This is a genomic window from Photobacterium sp. CCB-ST2H9 (assembly GCF_023151555.2).
GTDB lineage: Bacteria > Pseudomonadota > Gammaproteobacteria > Enterobacterales > Vibrionaceae > Photobacterium.
The window spans coordinates 532,128-548,792 of sequence record NZ_CP100425.1 but is presented as its reverse complement, the minus strand read 5'-3'; the positions used below and the strand labels follow the sequence as shown (position 1 = coordinate 548,792).

13 protein-coding genes are annotated in these 16,665 nt (G+C 52.8%); 5 read left to right on the top strand and 8 right to left on the bottom strand.

Annotated features, from left to right (window positions below):
• Positions 1-106: 106 nt before the first annotated feature.
• Positions 107-1,336: a phosphoglycerate dehydrogenase gene (serA, locus tag L4174_RS02535; protein ID WP_248144007.1), complete on the top strand. Its 1,230-nt coding sequence runs from the start codon at positions 107-109 to the stop codon at positions 1,334-1,336.
• A gap of 81 nt (positions 1,337-1,417) precedes the next feature.
• Here the strand turns inward: serA and L4174_RS02530 are convergent, their stop codons facing one another.
• Both L4174_RS02530 and L4174_RS02525 read right to left on the bottom strand, forming a co-directional pair.
• Complete coding sequence (locus L4174_RS02530) at positions 1,418-2,113, bottom strand: oxidative stress defense protein (protein ID WP_248144006.1); 696 nt, start codon at positions 2,111-2,113, stop codon at positions 1,418-1,420.
• A gap of 176 nt (positions 2,114-2,289) precedes the next feature.
• The gene (locus tag L4174_RS02525) at positions 2,290-3,186 is read right to left on the bottom strand and encodes a LysR family transcriptional regulator ArgP (RefSeq protein ID WP_248144005.1); all 897 of its coding nucleotides are present in this window, start codon (positions 3,184-3,186) and stop codon (positions 2,290-2,292) included.
• A gap of 135 nt (positions 3,187-3,321) precedes the next feature.
• Here L4174_RS02525 and L4174_RS02520 point away from each other — a divergent pair, with 135 nt between their 5' ends.
• A complete protein-coding gene (locus L4174_RS02520; protein WP_248144004.1) occupies positions 3,322-3,942 on the top strand; it encodes a LysE/ArgO family amino acid transporter in 621 nt (206 codons plus the stop codon).
• A 61-nt stretch (positions 3,943-4,003) separates the two neighbouring features.
• Here the strand turns inward: L4174_RS02520 and mscS are convergent, their stop codons facing one another.
• The 5 genes from mscS to tkt all read right to left on the bottom strand — a co-directional run bounded on the left by mscS (position 4,004) and on the right by tkt (position 10,912).
• Positions 4,004-4,888: a small-conductance mechanosensitive channel MscS gene (gene mscS, locus L4174_RS02515; RefSeq protein WP_248144003.1), complete on the bottom strand. Its 885-nt coding sequence runs from the start codon at positions 4,886-4,888 to the stop codon at positions 4,004-4,006.
• Positions 4,889-5,146: 258 nt separating this feature from the next.
• Entirely contained in the window at positions 5,147-6,223 is a 1,077-nt protein-coding gene (fbaA, locus tag L4174_RS02510) for a class II fructose-bisphosphate aldolase (protein ID WP_248144002.1), read from the bottom strand.
• Positions 6,224-6,362: 139 nt separating this feature from the next.
• A complete protein-coding gene (locus L4174_RS02505) occupies positions 6,363-7,526 on the bottom strand; it encodes a phosphoglycerate kinase (protein ID WP_248144001.1) in 1,164 nt (387 codons plus the stop codon).
• A 44-nt stretch (positions 7,527-7,570) separates the two neighbouring features.
• Positions 7,571-8,647, bottom strand: a complete 1,077-nt coding sequence (gene epd, locus L4174_RS02500) for an erythrose-4-phosphate dehydrogenase (protein ID WP_248144000.1) — start codon at positions 8,645-8,647, stop codon at positions 7,571-7,573.
• Between the two features lie 270 nt (positions 8,648-8,917).
• Entirely contained in the window at positions 8,918-10,912 is a 1,995-nt protein-coding gene (gene tkt, locus L4174_RS02495) for a transketolase (protein WP_248143999.1), read from the bottom strand.
• A 382-nt stretch (positions 10,913-11,294) separates the two neighbouring features.
• Between tkt and metK the strand changes: the two genes are divergently transcribed.
• Positions 11,295-12,449, top strand: a complete 1,155-nt coding sequence (gene metK / locus L4174_RS02490) for a methionine adenosyltransferase (protein ID WP_248143998.1) — start codon at positions 11,295-11,297, stop codon at positions 12,447-12,449.
• Here the strand turns inward: metK and L4174_RS02485 are convergent.
• Positions 12,442-12,762, bottom strand: coding sequence for a hypothetical protein (locus L4174_RS02485; RefSeq protein WP_248143997.1), 321 nt, complete (start codon positions 12,760-12,762; stop codon positions 12,442-12,444). The genes metK and L4174_RS02485 overlap by 8 nt on opposite strands.
• 33 nt (positions 12,763-12,795) lie before the next feature.
• Here L4174_RS02485 and L4174_RS02480 point away from each other — a divergent pair, with 33 nt between their 5' ends.
• Positions 12,796-13,278 carry a SprT family zinc-dependent metalloprotease gene (locus L4174_RS02480; protein ID WP_248143996.1) on the top strand — a complete coding sequence of 161 codons (483 nt, stop codon included), beginning with the start codon at positions 12,796-12,798 and terminating at the stop codon, positions 13,276-13,278.
• Between the two features lie 248 nt (positions 13,279-13,526).
• On the top strand, positions 13,527-16,661 hold the full coding sequence (locus L4174_RS02475; protein ID WP_248143995.1) for a LodA/GoxA family CTQ-dependent oxidase: 3,135 nt from the start codon (positions 13,527-13,529) through the stop codon (positions 16,659-16,661).
• Positions 16,662-16,665: the final 4 nt, after the last annotated feature.

Genomic DNA, 16,665 nt, shown 5'->3' with positions numbered 1-16,665 from the left:
TACAGGGTGTACGCCTGTCACCATACCGCATCACACAGTGATGTGGCGGGAGCACGTTATCCTGCTCGCTGAATGGAATACCTGTTGTTTTTAAGGAAAAGAACCTATGGCTAAAGTTTCTCTGGATAAAGATAAAATTAAAATCCTGCTCCTGGAAGGCGTTCACCCCTCAGCACTGGAAGTTCTCAAACAAGCCGGTTACGAAAACATTGAGTATCACAAAGGCTCTCTGGCTGGTGATGAACTGCTGGAAGCAATTCAAGACGCGCATTTCGTGGGTATCCGTTCCCGCACGCAGCTTTCCGCAGAAGTCTTTGATGCCGCCAAGAAACTGATCGCTGTCGGCTGTTTCTGTATCGGGACCAACCAGGTCGATCTGGCAGAAGCCAACCGCCGTGGTATCCCGGTGTTTAACGCCCCATTCTCAAATACCCGAAGTGTTGCAGAGCTGGTGCTGGGTGAAATTCTTTTGCTGCTGCGCGGCATTCCGGAGAAAAATGCCAAAGCCCATCGCGGTGAATGGCTGAAAAGCGCCGACGCCTCCTATGAAGCCCGCGGGAAAAAACTGGGGATCATCGGTTACGGCCACATCGGTACACAGCTCAGTATCCTGGCTGAAAACCTGGGAATGGATGTTTATTTCTATGACATTGAAAACAAGCTGACCCTGGGCAATGCAACCCAGGTGGATACGCTGAGTGAATTGCTGAACAAAGCCGATGTCATCACACTGCATGTCCCGGAAACGCTGGATACTCAGAACATGATGGGTGCAGAAGAGTTTGCACGCATGAAGCCGGGTTCCATCTTCATCAACGCGGCCCGCGGCACTGTGGTCGATATTGACGCGCTGTGCAGTGCACTGGAGAGCAAGCATCTGGCCGGTGCGGCAATTGATGTTTTCCCGGTTGAGCCTAAAACCAATAACGACCCGTTTGAATCACCACTGACCCGTTTCGACAACGTGATTCTGACGCCGCATATCGGTGGGTCAACACAGGAAGCGCAACAGAATATCGGCATTGAAGTCGCCGGTAAGATTGTGAAGTACTCAGACAACGGTTCAACCGTTTCAGCCGTTGGTTTCCCGGAAGTAACTTTGCCCGAGCACAGAGGGTGTTCACGTCTGCTGCACATTCACGAAAACCGTCCGGGCATTCTGAACCAAATTACGACGATTTTCGCTTCAGAAGGCATCAACATCGCGGCACAATACCTGCAAACCAGTCCTGAACTGGGTTACGTGGTCATTGATGTTGAGACAGAGCGCTCAGAAGAAGCCCTGAACAAACTGAAGGCTATCGACGGAACCATTCGAGCCCGTATCCTGCACTAACCGTTCAGTTTCCTTCCTTGTAAACAACAAGAAGCTCGCACTATGGCGAGCTTCTTTCTTTCGGAGATAAACCAGCTGAGATTAGTTTTCCAGACGGAAGACCACTTCCACACGGTCACGGAAGGTGATTTCAGCATCCTGATAGGTCGCTTTAGTTTCAACCGCAGCATCCATCGCCATGCGTCCCATGACCGGGCGAGGCATCGGATCGAAATAACGAATATTCCAGACCCCATCAATATCGGTATCAAAGCCTTTTGCCAGAGATTTTGCTTTGCTCTTCGCATCTTTGATAGCAGCCTGACGAGCCTGCTCCTGATACTTTTCTGCGTCGCTGACCTTCAGCTCAATATTTTGAATGTGATTGATCCCGTCACCCAGCGCATTATCCAGATAGGTATTGAGTTTATCGAGGTCACGGACCATCACCGTCACCTGACGCGTCGCCTGATAGCCGACCAGTTCAGGCGGATTGTCGTTACTCCGGTGGTACTGCGGATGCAGATAGATGTTGGCACTTTCAATATCTGCACGCTTCACGCCGCTCTTTTGCAGACGGTCCATGAACGCAGTCACAGCTTTGTCGACAGCCTGCTTGGCTTCCTGTGCCGATTTACGGGTTTCCTCAACTGCGACCGTGAACATAGCCATATCTGGCTGAGCAGTCACCTCGCCCACACCAATGGTTTCCAGCCGCGGAAAGTTGTCATCTGCCATAGCCAGCGGACTGAGCAGAGTGGCACCACCGAAACAAACAGCAAGCAAAGTTTTCTTCATAACACCATCCCAATCTATTGATAAAGTGACACCCAGCCTTCTGAGGTATTACGGGCATCCGGTTCTGTAAACTTGTGCGGGTTTGGACAAGCGGAGAAAAGAATTTATCCCGACTTTACATCAATTTACACAAAACATTCTGCTGATGACAGGATATCCGGCGTTCCGGAAAAGCCTCACTGCGGCAGCTTATGCCGGGCATGGTCCAGTAACTGAGCGGTCACTTCGCTGAACACACCGCTTTCCAGAGCCCAATGATGCCAGTAAATTCGTCGGGTCAGCATGATGCCCGGCGTCAGATTCACCAGTTCGCCGCTTGCCAGCTCTTCTTCTATCTGCACTTTCGGGATCAGGCAGTATGCCACGCCGTGTAGCGCCAGCTTGACGAATGCTTCCGAAGAGCGCACCCGGTGTGTCAGGACGCTGCCCCGCGGCAGATTAAAGTGCTGCTGAATGAAAACTTCGTGCATGTCATCGTACTGATCGAAAGCTACAGCGGGGGCTCCCAGCAACGTATCGCGATTCACCCCGTCTGCAAAATAGGTCGCCTGAAAGTCGGGGCTGGCAACACACAGATAGTCCATCCGGCCTAGATAATCGGCCACGCAGCCCGGCATTGGCGTTGCTTCCATGCTGATCGCGCCGACCACTTCCCCGCTGCGTAATCGGTCCAGTGTGCGGCTTTCATCTTCCAGCATCAGATTGATTTCAATGCGTCGCTGTTTGAGCAGCGGGCTGAGTGCCGGGAGCAACCAGGTTGCCAGGCTGTCGGCATTGGAGGCAATCGACATTTGCAGCGGCTGACTCTGCTCGCCGGGACGGATATCCGGCAACAGCTCCTGCTCCAGCAAACGCACCCGCCGGTACAACCCCAGCAGCTTTTGCCCTGCCGGTGTCGGACGCGGAGGCTGTTCACGAACAAGCAGCGGCTGAGCCATGTGTTTTTCCAGCTGTTTGATCCGCTGCGAAACTGCGGACTGCGTAATACACAGGACTTCGGCTGCGCGCTCAAAGCCCCGCTGAGACACAACAGCATCCAGCGCCTGTACCCAGCGATAATCGAGTCCTTCCATGTCACCCCTTGATTATTAGCCAATCTAATAAATCATAAAAATTATTAGTTTTACTAAATCATAGCGAGCCCTTTAAGCTTTAGCCAGTTGAAAGTTTTAGCCCATCATCACAATTCAGAGTAAGGACAAAAAAATATGAGTCTGTGGCCGTTACTGCAAGGCTTTGGCCTGGGCGCCAGTATGATTATTCCTATCGGCGCACAAAATGCCTATGTGCTGAATCAGGGAATCAAACGCAACCATCACCTGACCACAGCAACGGTGTGCAGTCTGCTGGACATGCTGTTCATCAGCCTAGGGGTCTTTGGCGGCGGCGCCCTGTTATCCAGTAATGAAACCGTATTGCTGGTGGTCACTCTGGGGGGCATCGCATTTCTGGTGTTTTACGGCAGCCTCTCTCTGAAAAGCGCCTTCAGCCATCCATCCTCAGAGGAAGCTCAGGACCAGATGCTGGCCCGCGGCCGACGGGCCGTGATTGCCGGCGCACTGGCAGTGACGGTGCTGAACCCGCATCTGTATCTGGATACCGTGGTCATTCTGGGGTCCATTGGCGGTCAATTTGAAGGACACGACCGTATTGCGTTTGCAATCGGCACCATTCTGGCATCTTTTGTCTGGTTCTTTACCCTGTCGGTTGCGGCAGCAAAAATGGCACCGACCTTATCGAAGCCTCATGTCAAACGGGGCATTGATATCGCCGTCGCCGCAATGATGTTTGTCATCGCGGCCCATTTAGCCAAAGGATTACTGGTTTAATCCGTCCCTAAACAACAATGGAGCCAAACGGCTCCATTGTTCAGGGTCAGTCTGAAAGACATCAGTCTTCGACTTTGTTGAGATGCACATCCATTTGCGGGAATGGAATCTCAATGCCTTCTTTATCCAGCCCTTCTTTGATTGCCTGCAGCAAATCAAAATACACAGCCCAGTATTCAGAAGTCTTCACCCAGGGGCGTACTACGAAATTCACGGAAGAATCGGCAAGTGCAACCACACCAATGGTCGGTGCCGGATCTTTCAGCACACGCGACTCAGCATCCACCACTCGCTTCAGCACTTCCTTGGTTTTCTTAAGATCAGACTTGTATGAAACGCCAATCAAGAAGTCAATCCGGCGGGTCTCATGTCTGGAGTAGTTCGTAATCGGTCCGCCAATCACAGCAGAGTTCGGAACGACAACCATTTTGTTGTCCGGCGTTTTCAGTACAGTCTGAAATACCTGAATCGACTCCACAGAGCCTGCAACCCCTGCCACTTCCACATAATCGCCGGATTTAAAAGGACGAAACGCAACAATCAGCACACCGGCTGCGAAGTTAGACAGAGAACCCTGCAAGGCCAGACCCACGGCCAGGCCGGCGGCACCAATCACCGCGACAACGGAAGCCGTCTGCACCCCTACCCGGCTCAGCGCCGCAATCAGAACAATCACAAACAGCAGATAACGCACCAGTGACTGCAGGAACTTCACAACCGCTTCATCCATCTGCTTGCGGCGCAGCATCTTACTGAAGCCGTTCGCAATGCCTTTGGCAATCAGATTACCGATAAACAGAATCAGCAGTGCTGAGATCAGGTTTACCCCGTACTGGATCAGCAGATCCTGGTTATCCATAATCCAGCCGCCAGCTTGTTTGACGCCGTCCGCCAACTCATTATTTGCTATGGTATCCACCACTTTATCTGTCACGCTTTCAGTCATAGCACTCTCTCTATTATTTATTATTCAACTGACGCGATCATGCACGTCCCTGATAATGAAACAAACTGAATTTCTCTCTAACCTATCAACATTGAACCGCTTTGTCTTACCGAATAATCACTATTGCTCAATTGACGCTGTCCGTGCAATTCGGAACAAGGTTCAGTTTATGCGGCAACCAACAAATTATTGTGAAAGTCTGGTAAAACACAATAAAAAAGCCCGCATTCGCGGGCTTTCTTCTCAAATTACTGAGATTTACAGAACGTCGATCGCATTCAGATCAGAGAAAGCTTGTTCCAGACGTTTCACCATCGATTCCTGACCTTTACGCAGCCATACGCGTGGGTCATAGAATTTCTTGTTTGGTGCGTCTTCACCAGTTGGGTTACCGATCTGACCCTGAAGGTAAGCTTCATTCTCTAGGTAGTATTCACGGATGCCATTCCAGGTCGCCCACTGAGTATCAGTATCGATGTTCATTTTGATCACACCGTAACCGATAGACTCACGGATTTCTTCCAGCGTTGAACCAGAACCACCGTGGAATACGAAGTTCAGTGCGTTTGGTGCAATACCGAATTTCTCAGCACAGTACGCCTGAGAGTCGCGCAGAATGGTTGGCGTCAGGACAACATTACCTGGCTTATAAACACCGTGAACGTTACCGAAAGAGGCCGCGATGGTGAAACGAGGGCTGATTGCGATCAGTTTCTCGTAAGCGTAAGCAACATCTTCTGGCTGCGTGTACAGAGAAGACTGATCCAGGTGAGAGTTATCAACACCGTCTTCTTCGCCACCGGTACAACCCAGTTCGATTTCCAGCGTCATGCCCATCTTGCTCATGCGTTCCAGGTACTTGGCGCTGATCTCGATGTTTTCTTCCAGAGACTCTTCAGACAGGTCAATCATGTGAGAAGAGAACAGCGGCTTGCCTGTTTCTGCAAAGTGCTTCTCACCAGCGTCCAGCAGACCGTCAATCCATGGCAGCAGTTTCTTCGCCGCGTGGTCGGTGTGCAGAATAACTGGCACGCCATACGTCTCAGCGACAGCGTGAACGTATTTCGCACCCGCGATAGCACCCAAGATCGGGCCTTGCTGACCTTCCAGTTTCAGGCCTTTACCCGCAAAGAACCCGGCACCGCCGTTAGAAAACTGAACCACAACCGGCGCTTTCACTTTTGCAGCCGCTTCCAGTACAGCGTTGACAGAGTCAGTGTTAACCACGTTTACTGCTGGCAGGGCAAATTTGTTTTCTTTTGCCACTTCAAAAACTTTCTGAACGTCATCGCCAGAAATCACACCAGGTTTTACGAAGTCGAAGATCTTAGACATAACAATAGTCCTATTAGCTTTGTTGTCCGGGTTTAAAGATAAACTCGTTGCAAATTGGTGTGGCCGTCAGAATCTGTTTTGGCTGTACAGCCACACACCGCATGTTCAGGGCGCAGGGACCAACCCTGCGCAACTGTTATCAGGCTTTCGCTCGTTCTTCCAGCATAGCAACGGCTGGCAGTTTTTTACCTTCCACAAACTCCAGGAATGCGCCGCCACCGGTTGAAATGTAAGATACTTTATCTTTGATGCCGTACTTATCAATCGCTGCCAGCGTATCACCGCCACCTGCAATTGAGAAACCAGCGGATTCAGCAATGGCTTTAGAAACCACTTCAGTGCCTTTGCCGAACTGCTCAATTTCGAAGACACCCACAGGGCCATTCCACAGGATGGTCTTCGCATCTTTGATGATACGAGCCAGCTCAGCCGCTGAGTCCGGGCCGATATCCAGTACCATGTCGTCTTCTGCGATTTCGTTCGCAGCTTTAATGGTCGCTTCAGCAGACTCAGAAAATTCTTTGGCACACACAACATCAGTTGCCACTGGCACGTCAGTCTGTGCCATCAGTGCTTTTGCCGTATCAACCAAATCAGCTTCATACAGAGACTTACCAACGCCGTGGCCTTCTGCTGCGATGAAGGTATTCGCAATACCGCCGCCGACAACAACCTGATCGGCAATTTTCGCCAGAGACTCAAGCACGGTCAGTTTGGTCGATACTTTTGAACCGCCAACGATGGCAACCATTGGACGAGCCGGGTTATCCAGCGCTTTACCCAGAGCTTCCAGCTCAGCTGCCAGCAGCGGGCCTGCACAGGCAACCGGGGCAAACATGCCGACGCCATGCGTAGACGCCTGCGCACGGTGCGCGGTACCGAATGCATCCATAACAAAGATGTCGCACAGTGCAGCATATTTCTTGGACAGCGCTTCATCGTTCTTCTTCTCGCCCGCATTGAAGCGAACGTTTTCCAGAACAACCAGCTCGCCGGTGTTCAGTTCCAGACCATCCAGGTAGTCTTTCGCCAGTTTCACGTCACAATCCAGTGCGTCCTGCAGATAGTTCACAACAGGCTGCAGAGAAAATTCTTCCGCGTATTCACCTTCGGTCGGACGACCCAGGTGAGAGGTAACCATTACCTTAGCACCTGCCGCCAGGCAGTGCTGAATCGTTGGCAGAGATGCCAGGATACGTGCATCAGAAGTTACTTTGCCTTCTTTGACTGGCACGTTCAGATCAGCACGGATCAGTACACGTTTACCGGCCAGATCCAGATCAGTCATCTTGATTACAGACATGGTTTGTCCTCTCAATAGTCTTACTGTTTAAATGATAAATACTTTCAGCCCTGCGAATTCGCCTGACTGGGAAATTCTGTGACGTCTTTTAGTTTGTGGCTTGCCTGATACATCGCCAGCGCCGTATCCAGCATACGGTTGGCAAATCCCCATTCATTATCACACCAGACCAGCAGCTTCAGCAGGTGCTGGTTACTGACCCGGGTTTGGGTACCATCAACAATGGCGCTGTGGGGATCATGATTGAAATCAACAGAAACAAGCGGTGCAGTGGTGTAATCGACGATATCTGTCAATTTACACCGAGCGGCCTCAGCCAGAGCTTGATTTACATCATCAACCGAGACATTAGTTTTGACGGTGACGCTTAAATCCATCGCGGTGACGTTAATTGTAGGAACCCTGACTGAAATCGCCTCGAATTTGTCGGCAAATTTGGGAAAAATACGACCTATGCCCAAGTGCAGTTTGGTATCAACAGGAATAATCGACTGACTGGCAGCACGTGTCCGTCGCAAATCCGTGTGGTAGGCATCGATCACCTGCTGGTCATTCATCGCAGAGTGGATGGTTGTGATAGTGCCGGATTCAATGCCGAAGGCATCATCAAGCACTTTAATTACAGGGACGATACAGTTGGTCGTACAGGAGCCGTTGGAAACGATGCGGTCTTGAGGCGACAATGTCTGGTGGTTCACACCGAAGATAATCGTGTTATCGATGTCATTTGCAGCAGGATGAGAGAAAAGAACTTGCCGGGCGCCCGCTTTCAGATGGGCTTCGCCATCTGCTCTGGAGCCAAAAATGCCGGTGCAATCGAGAACGATATCCACTTCTAAATCGCGCCAGGGCAAGAGCTCGATATCACTCAGGTGCAGAATACGAATCGCATCTTCGCCGTCTTCTCCGGCCACGAAGAGATGCTCCTGATCATGCGTCACTTTACGGCCAAAACGACCATGACTGGAATCATACTGGAGCAGATGCGCCATTGATTCCGGCTGAGCCAGTTCATTGACCGCCACGACTTTGATCTGGCGATGTTTGCCGCTTTCATATAAGGCCCGCAGAATGCTGCGGCCAATACGGCCAAATCCATTAATTGCGACTCGTACTGTCATATCCGTGCTACAAAAGTGAAAAGCCGCTCTAGTGTATACCAAGCGTTAACGAGAATCACCCTAATTGTGACCCGCCTCACCCCCCAGAATGATTCTCTGTGAGGAGGTCACAAATCCAGTAAATACGCCCGCTCCGACACTATTGTCCCTTATATCAAATATCTGATTCACACATTCGCGGGATAAAAAAGGCCCCGTTCCGGAGCCTTTTTTTCAACCTTCGAAATAATTTTTCTGCAACCTGACCATAACAATTGGTCCGGGTAGTGCTTAAGCCAGCAGTTCTTTCGCCGTGCTCACCACGTTTTCAGTGGTGAAGCCGAACAGTTTGAACAGTTCGCCAGCCGGTGCAGATTCACCGAAGCTGGTCATGCCGATGATGCGGCCGTCGAAACCGACGTACTTGTACCAGAAGTCGGCAATACCGGCTTCAATGGCGATACGGGCAGTCACGTCAGATGGCAGCACAGATTCACGGTAAGCCGCATCTTGCTTGTCGAATGCGTCGGTAGACGGCATTGAAACAACACGAACCTGCTTGCCTTCTGCGCTCAGTTCAGCGGTAGCGTTCACGGCCAGCTCAACTTCAGAACCGGTGGCAATCAGGATCAGCTCAGGTTTGCCTGCACAGTCTTTCAGGGTGTAACCACCTTTTGCGATATCAGCAACCTGCTGTTCGCTGCGCTCTTGCTGAGCCAGGTTCTGACGCGAGAAGATCAGCGCGGTTGGTGCATCTTTGCGCTCAATCGCCAGTTTCCACGCCATTGCTGATTCAACCTGGTCACACGGACGCCAGGTGCTCATGTTTGGCGTCAGGCGCAGAGAAGCCATCTGCTCAACCGGCTGGTGCGTCGGGCCGTCTTCACCCAGACCAATGGAGTCGTGGGTGTATACCTGAATGTTCTGAACTTTCATCAGGGCAGCCATACGCATCGCGTTACGGGCATATTCCATGAACATCAGGAAGGTTGCGCCGTAAGGGACGAAACCACCGTGCAGTGCGATACCGTTGATGATCGCCGTCATCCCGAACTCACGCACACCGTAGTGGATGTAGTTACCAGATGCGTCATCAGCCGTCAGCGACTTCGAGCCAGACCACATGGTCAGGTTCGAAGGTGCCAGGTCCGCAGAACCACCCATGAACTCAGGCAGGATCTGACCGAAGGCTTCCAGCGCATTCTGAGAAGCTTTACGGGAGGCGATGTTCACCGGGTTGGCTTGCAGATCAGCAATGATCTTGCTGGCTTCTGCTTCCCATTGTGCTGGCAGTTCGCCGTTTACACGACGTTTGAATTCTGCAGCCAGTTCTGGGTAAGCGGCTTCATAAGCAGCCAGTTTTTCATTCCATGCTGCTTCTTTCGCTTCGCCTGCTTCTTTGGCATCCCACTCTGCGTAAACGTCAGCAGGGATTTCGAACGGACCATGCTGCCAGCCCAGGAATTCACGGGCTGCTGCGATTTCGTCGTGACCCAGCGGGGCACCGTGACAGTCGTGAGAACCGGCTTTGTTCGGAGAACCGAAACCGATGATAGTTTTGGTACAGATCAGCGTTGGGCGAGGGTCTGCTTTCGCTGCTTCGATGGCTGCGTTGATTGCTGCAGCATCGTGGCCGTCAACCGCAGGGATCACGTGCCAGCCGTAAGCTTCAAAGCGTTTTGGCGTGTCGTCAGAGAACCAGCCTTCCACGTGACCGTCGATAGAGATGCCGTTGTCATCCCAGAACGCGATCAGTTTGCCCAGACCCAGGGTACCGGCCAGAGAACAAGCTTCGTGAGAAATCCCTTCCATCAGACAGCCGTCGCCCAGGAACGCATAGGTGTAGTGGTCAACGATGTCGTGGCCGTCGCGGTTAAATTGAGCTGCCAGAGACTTCTCAGCAATCGCCATACCCACAGCATTGGTGATGCCCTGACCCAGCGGGCCGGTGGTGGTTTCGATACCCGGCGTGTAACCGTACTCCGGGTGACCCGGTGTTTTTGAATGCAGCTGACGGAAGTTTTTCAGGTCGTCAATGGACAGCGCGTAACCGCTCAGGTGCAGCAGGGAGTAAATCAGCATGGAGCCGTGGCCGTTGGACAGCACGAAGCGGTCGCGGTCAGCCCAGTTCGGGTTTTGCGGGTTGTGGTTCAGGTGGTCACGCCACAGAACTTCAGCGATGTCCGCCATACCCATCGGTGCGCCCGGGTGACCGGAGTTCGCCTGTTGTACACCGTCCATGCTCAGCGCACGGATAGCATTCGCAAGTACTTTACGAGAAGACATGTCTGCTCCAACTTCATTATTCTTGTTTATCGGGGAAGTATCAGCCATCCCTGACAACGGCAAATGTCGGTATCAGGCAAAGCGGAAGCAGATTCTCTCAAGGCATAACCCGGTAAGCAAACCAGAATCTCGGAATGATGAACCAGTAAAATTCATGCTCGCGATATAATCATCCAGACCTTTCACCGATGCCGCGATTAACGGAAGTATTTGGACAATCTATATCTAATTTCTACTTATTGTTGATTTTGATCCCATACAAGTTATTATAGCCGTCTAGACGGAGGTAGCTCTATACATACAGACTGATGAATATTCACTCAGACTGACTAATTTCACACCTCCGACCTCTTTTCAGTTTTTTCAGATAGTGAGAATACTCATGGCGAAACACCTGTTTACTTCTGAGTCGGTATCGGAAGGCCATCCAGATAAAATTGCAGACCAGATCTCAGATGCAGTCCTGGATGCGATCTTAGAACAAGACCCGAAAGCACGTGTTGCGTGTGAGACTTACGTCAAGACCGGTATGGTCATGGTTGGCGGTGAAATCACAACCTCTGCCTGGGTTGATATTGAAGAACTGACCCGTCAGACCGTACGCGAAATCGGCTACACCCATTCAGACATGGGCTTTGATGCCAACTCTTGTGCTGTCCTGAGCGCGATCGGTAAACAGTCTCCGGATATCAACCAGGGTGTTGACCGTGAAGACCCGAAAGAGCTGGGTGCAGGTGATCAGGGAATTATGTTTGGTTACGCAACCAACGAAACTGAAGTGCTGATGCCGGCACCAATCACTTATGCACACCGTCTGGTTGAGCGTCAGGCCAAAGTCCGTAAAAACGGCACTCTGCCTTGGTTGCGTCCGGACGCGAAAAGCCAGGTCACTTTTGCCTATGACAACGGCAAAATCGTCGGTGTTGATGCTGTGGTTCTGTCAACGCAGCACTGCGACAGCATTGAACTGCCTGTACTGCAGGAAGCGGTGATGGAAGAAATTATCAAGCCGGTCCTGCCATCTGAGTGGCTGAACAAAGACACCAAATACTTCATCAACCCAACCGGTCGCTTTGTGATTGGCGGTCCAATGGGTGACTGTGGTCTGACTGGCCGTAAAATCATCGTAGATACCTACGGCGGCGCAGCCCGTCACGGTGGCGGTGCATTCTCTGGTAAAGATCCATCGAAAGTAGACCGTAGTGCCGCTTACGCAGCACGTTATGTTGCGAAAAACATCGTGGCTGCCGGTCTGGCGGACCGTTGTGAAATCCAGCTGTCTTATGCGATTGGTATTGCAGATCCAACGTCTATCATGGTGGAAACCTTCGGGACTGAGAAAGTTTCTCACGACCTGATTGTTGAAGCCGTTCGCCACCACTTCGACCTGCGCCCGTACGGCCTGATCGAAATGCTGGATCTGCTGCAGCCTATCTACAAGAAGACGGCTGCTTACGGTCACTTTGGTCGCGAAGAGTTCCCTTGGGAAAAAACTGACAAAGCCGACCTGCTGCGCGATTACGCAAACATTAAGTAATCGCAGCCCGGCTGTTATTCTTACTCGTGAAAAAGGAAGCTTCGGCTTCCTTTTTCATTGCTGTTCGCTGTACCGTACAGCTCTTTCCGCTTTGGGACACCCATGTTCCAAAAGCATCAGAATCTGAACAAACCCAAACCAAAACAACATAAGCAATTGTTTCAAAAATACTTCTTAGCTTTTGAGTACCAGCAACCCAATCGCACCAAAAGCTGAACAGGCATTCGTGTGCAGCTTCTGAAGCTTTTGACCACTCATGTCCCTTAAGCTGATCGTGCCGGACAGACTGGAAAAAAAACACCAGACCTTTCATACTGTCCGCCTTGTTTTATGACCCGTCAGCTCCATGAACCCACTTCAGCAAGCCATCATTGAACGTACCCTCGCCTGCCTGCGGCTGGCAGAGCAAAAACTGGGCAGACAATTTCCGGATCCGGCCATTCGCTTTACCCAGCGCGGCAAGAGCGCAGGCAGCGCCCGGCTGCAAAGCTGGGAGATCCGATACAATCCGGTGCTGATGGCCGAGAATCCCCAGGCGTTCCTGGAAGAAGTCGTTCCTCATGAACTGGCTCACCTGCTGACATTTGCCTGTTATGGCCGGGTCAAACCCCACGGAACGGAGTGGCAGCGGATGATGACAGATATTTTTCATGTCCCGGCCCGAACCACCCACAGTTTTGATGTTACTTCGGTCTCCGGACAAACCTTCTGCTATCGCTGCCAGTGCCGGGAACACCAGCTGACTCTCAGACGGCACAATAAAGTAATGCGACAGCAGGCGATTTATCATTGCACTCAATGCCACCAGCCATTGCGTCCGGACAGCTGATGGCTGACGCTGGCGCGTCTGTCACACAAACACCAGCCGCAATTGGTCTTCCCCGCTTCCCTGACTATACTTTTCAACGACCTGAGTGCCACAAGTGACATACCCTTCTCAGGTTCAACCAGAATCACAGGTAAACATTGGCTCAGTCTTGAGCGGACCGATCCTCCCAGTCATGGGACTCACTCCAGAAAATACGCTGGCTTTGTTGCGGTTACCTGACACGGCATGTCAACCCAATGGAAACCGCCATGACGCACAAGAAAAAGAAAGACAAAGAGAAGCAAAAACACAGCAAGCAACAGGGTGAGCTGGTCAATCCTCAATATGTCCTGAAGAACAACGACAAAGCGCCCGATGCCAATGACGTCGAGTGCTGGACGGGCGGCGACCACTACGCTGACATCACGCTGGCTACTCAGAGACTGAAAGAAATGTTTGTCGAAATGGGGCAAAAGACCCGTATCGAACGCGGCCAGCAGCCTGCGGAACGTGCCGTTTTCCGCAAACAACACGGCATCGCCTACGGACATTTTGATATCCACCGGGATATTCCGGAAGCTCTGAAAATTGGTATCTTCAGCGGCAGCCGGTATGAATGTGTGCTGCGTTTTTCCAGTGACACCTCACCCAGCGCGCCGGATCTGCACACCACGCTGGGCGTCGGGATCAAACTGTTCGGGGTCCCCGGTCCCAAGCTGCTCGGTGACAGTGATAATGCCGATTTCATCATGCAGAACATCGACCGTTTCTTTGCCCGCGATGCGGCTCAGATGTGTGCCTTTACCACGGCTGGTGTCATTGACGGTGACTACCCGGCCTATCTGGAAAAACATCCCAAGGTCCATGAGATCATCAATGCCATGTCCAAAGTCGAGGCCAGTTGTCTGAGTGCCAGCTACTGGGCCATTCTGCCTTTCAAACTCGGCGACAGCCAGGTGGTCAAATACCGTCTCACACCGCTGGACACCTATCACGGCGCCCCCAGCAACAGCCGCGATTATCTGGCGCAGGATCTGCAAAACCGCCTGCGTCAGGACGAAAGCCGCTTCCTGTTTGAAGTGCAGTTGCGCACCGATCCGGCAACTATGCCGTTGGACGACGCTCAGGTCGTCTGGCCGGAATCTGAAAGCCCTTTTATCCCGGTCGCCACGCTCACGCTGCCAAAGCAGGAAATCACGGCCATCGGTCAGGCTGAGTTTGGCCGTAACCTTGCCTTTAACATCTGGCGCACCCTGCCTGAACATGAACCGCTGGGCTCCATTGCACAGGCCCGTAAAGTGGTTTATCAGGCCAGTGCCGACACACGCCATCAGGCCAACGGCCAGCAGATGAATGAGCCGGTTCGCATCGACCCAAAGTTCACCGGCAACACCGATGAAGACAGCGACTGCATTGTCCGGGCCGCGATTTACCCGCCCATCGGCATAATGCGGGTCGGCGGCAGCGACGAGTATTTTATCGGCCCGCTGGTCCCTAATCCCAGGCCCCGGCTGGAAGAAGATGCCTACCGGGATGCCCGTGGTCTGCTGAAACGTCAGGCGGCTCAGTTCCGGGTTTATGGTCTGAATGCTGCTGGCAAAGCCGTCAAAGAGCTGACCATGGACAACGCAAAACTCAAGTGGCACGTCCATCTGGCCAATCAGAAGTCCTCCTGGTACGAATTCCAGCTCGCGCTGGATATTCCGGAGGCCGAGCAGGCGCCGCCTTCACTGCTGCGCAACAACAATGTGGCTGATCGCCGCCGCCTGCTGATCGACGGCGGAGCCCGGCAACTGGACGAGGCCGGGGTAAAGAAAGGTCCCGAATTTGTCGGCAAGTTCATGGACGAGTCCGTCTATCTGGGTGAGCTGAAAACCGATAAAAAGGGTCGCCTGATTGTCCTGGGCGGCAAAGGGATCTCACGCAATATCAACGGCGATATCGCCATTACCTTTGCCAACAATGAAGGCTGGCACGATGATATCTCTGACGGCCCGGTCACTGCTGAAGTCGAATATCTGGGTGTCACCCTTCAGGTTGATCCTGCCTGGGTCGTCTGTGCGCCACCGGATTACGCACCCATGCAGAAATCGGTACGGACCATGTGGGATCTGATGCGTTCGGTAGCGGTGAGCGCCGGAATGCTCACCCGCCCGCCACGTCCGTCATTCCGCAAAGATATCCTGCCGATCTTTGCGCGCATGACCAACCTGCAGTGGGTCAACGCCGGTTTTGCCGCGGCTTTCGGTCACGGCGGTCAGTTCGACTACACCACGCAGGCATGGATCGCCAAGCTCAGCGATCCGTCTCCGGCCTATACCGAGCTGCGGCGGACCATCTCCAATAACTTTCGCCGCTATGGTCAGCCCGGCGCGCAGGCCGCCCAGCTGTGGCCCTGGCTCTATGGCGATGCGATTACTATCCCGCCGTCAGGCTCTGAACGTCAGCATGCCACGCTGTCTGAGCTGCAGCTGGCGTTTCTGGATCAATGGGTGCAAGGCGACTTCGTTCCCGACTATGTCGACCCGCAGATCTGCCCGCACGCAGCTGAACCCGATGACATCGACAAAGTCCCGGTGGCGGAACAGCCAGAGATGCTGACCCGGGGCGCGCTGGAATTCTGTCTTGCAGATGCCTTTCACCCCGGCTGTGAAATGACCTGGCCGATGCGTACCGCCGGAATGTACATGGCGCCGTTCCGCCTCAAGCATGCCAGCGAAGGGATCCGTAAAGACACCACCTACTACGGCCCTCTGATGAACAGCGATATCATCACGCTGGCGCAAGGGCCGCTGCTCGGCGGTCAGGTCCCGGGCGGGATCACCCGCTGGATGGCGATTCCCTGGCAGACCGATACCGCCAGTTGCCGCGACGGGTACACCTCCAAGTATGACCCTTACCTGCCGACCTTCTGGCCGGCCCGGGTGCCGAACAATATTCTGGATACCACCCGTTATCAGGAAACGCTGGCCCCCAATCTGGATGAGCAAACCCGGATTCAGGCTTTCAATTACCGGACTGACTGGCTCGATGCCCTGCCCCTGTACGGTCAGCCGCCCACGTATACGGCACAGATCAACAGTATGATCTTCAATTTCAATCAGCTGGCCGTAGTTCAGGGCCGCCCGGGTGTTGCGGGTGATCCGAACTTCCCTGCCATAATGCAGGTGGGGATCACCGCCAAAGATCATGCCGTGAGTGAACTGGCTGACAGTGCAGAAATCACGGATACCGGCCGATTGCAGACAGTGGCTGAACTGGCACGGAATCTAGTGCCGGATCGCCACGGCCGGGACAACATTCAGCCGACGACACCGAGTGTCCGTTCACGCATTGATCTCGGTGTGATCGAGAAAGTCAGTCGCTTTGGCGTGAATTTCCCGGGGAAATTTAAATCGGACTGAGTCC

What these genes read in the sequence shown, in the direction of transcription:
- mscS (WP_248144003.1), bottom strand. Translation starts at nt 4,888, where the DNA reads ATGACTGAAAGCGTGACAGATAAAGTGGTGGATACCATAGCAAATAAT.
- L4174_RS02480 (WP_248143996.1), top strand. Translation starts at nt 12,796, where the DNA reads ATGAACCCACTTCAGCAAGCCATCATTGAACGTACCCTCGCCTGCCTG.
- L4174_RS02530 (WP_248144006.1), bottom strand. Translation starts at nt 2,113, where the DNA reads ATGAAGAAAACTTTGCTTGCTGTTTGTTTCGGTGGTGCCACTCTGCTC.
- tkt (WP_248143999.1), bottom strand. Translation starts at nt 10,912, where the DNA reads ATGTCTTCTCGTAAAGTACTTGCGAATGCTATCCGTGCGCTGAGCATG.
- fbaA (WP_248144002.1), bottom strand. Translation starts at nt 6,223, where the DNA reads ATGTCTAAGATCTTCGACTTCGTAAAACCTGGTGTGATTTCTGGCGAT.
- serA (WP_248144007.1), top strand. Translation starts at nt 107, where the DNA reads ATGGCTAAAGTTTCTCTGGATAAAGATAAAATTAAAATCCTGCTCCTG.
- L4174_RS02525 (WP_248144005.1), bottom strand. Translation starts at nt 3,186, where the DNA reads ATGGAAGGACTCGATTATCGCTGGGTACAGGCGCTGGATGCTGTTGTG.
- metK (WP_248143998.1), top strand. Translation starts at nt 11,295, where the DNA reads ATGGCGAAACACCTGTTTACTTCTGAGTCGGTATCGGAAGGCCATCCA.
- L4174_RS02485 (WP_248143997.1), bottom strand. Translation starts at nt 12,762, where the DNA reads ATGAAAGGTCTGGTGTTTTTTTTCCAGTCTGTCCGGCACGATCAGCTT.
- L4174_RS02505 (WP_248144001.1), bottom strand. Translation starts at nt 7,526, where the DNA reads ATGTCTGTAATCAAGATGACTGATCTGGATCTGGCCGGTAAACGTGTA.
- L4174_RS02475 (WP_248143995.1), top strand. Translation starts at nt 13,527, where the DNA reads ATGACGCACAAGAAAAAGAAAGACAAAGAGAAGCAAAAACACAGCAAG.
- epd (WP_248144000.1), bottom strand. Translation starts at nt 8,647, where the DNA reads ATGACAGTACGAGTCGCAATTAATGGATTTGGCCGTATTGGCCGCAGC.
- L4174_RS02520 (WP_248144004.1), top strand. Translation starts at nt 3,322, where the DNA reads ATGAGTCTGTGGCCGTTACTGCAAGGCTTTGGCCTGGGCGCCAGTATG.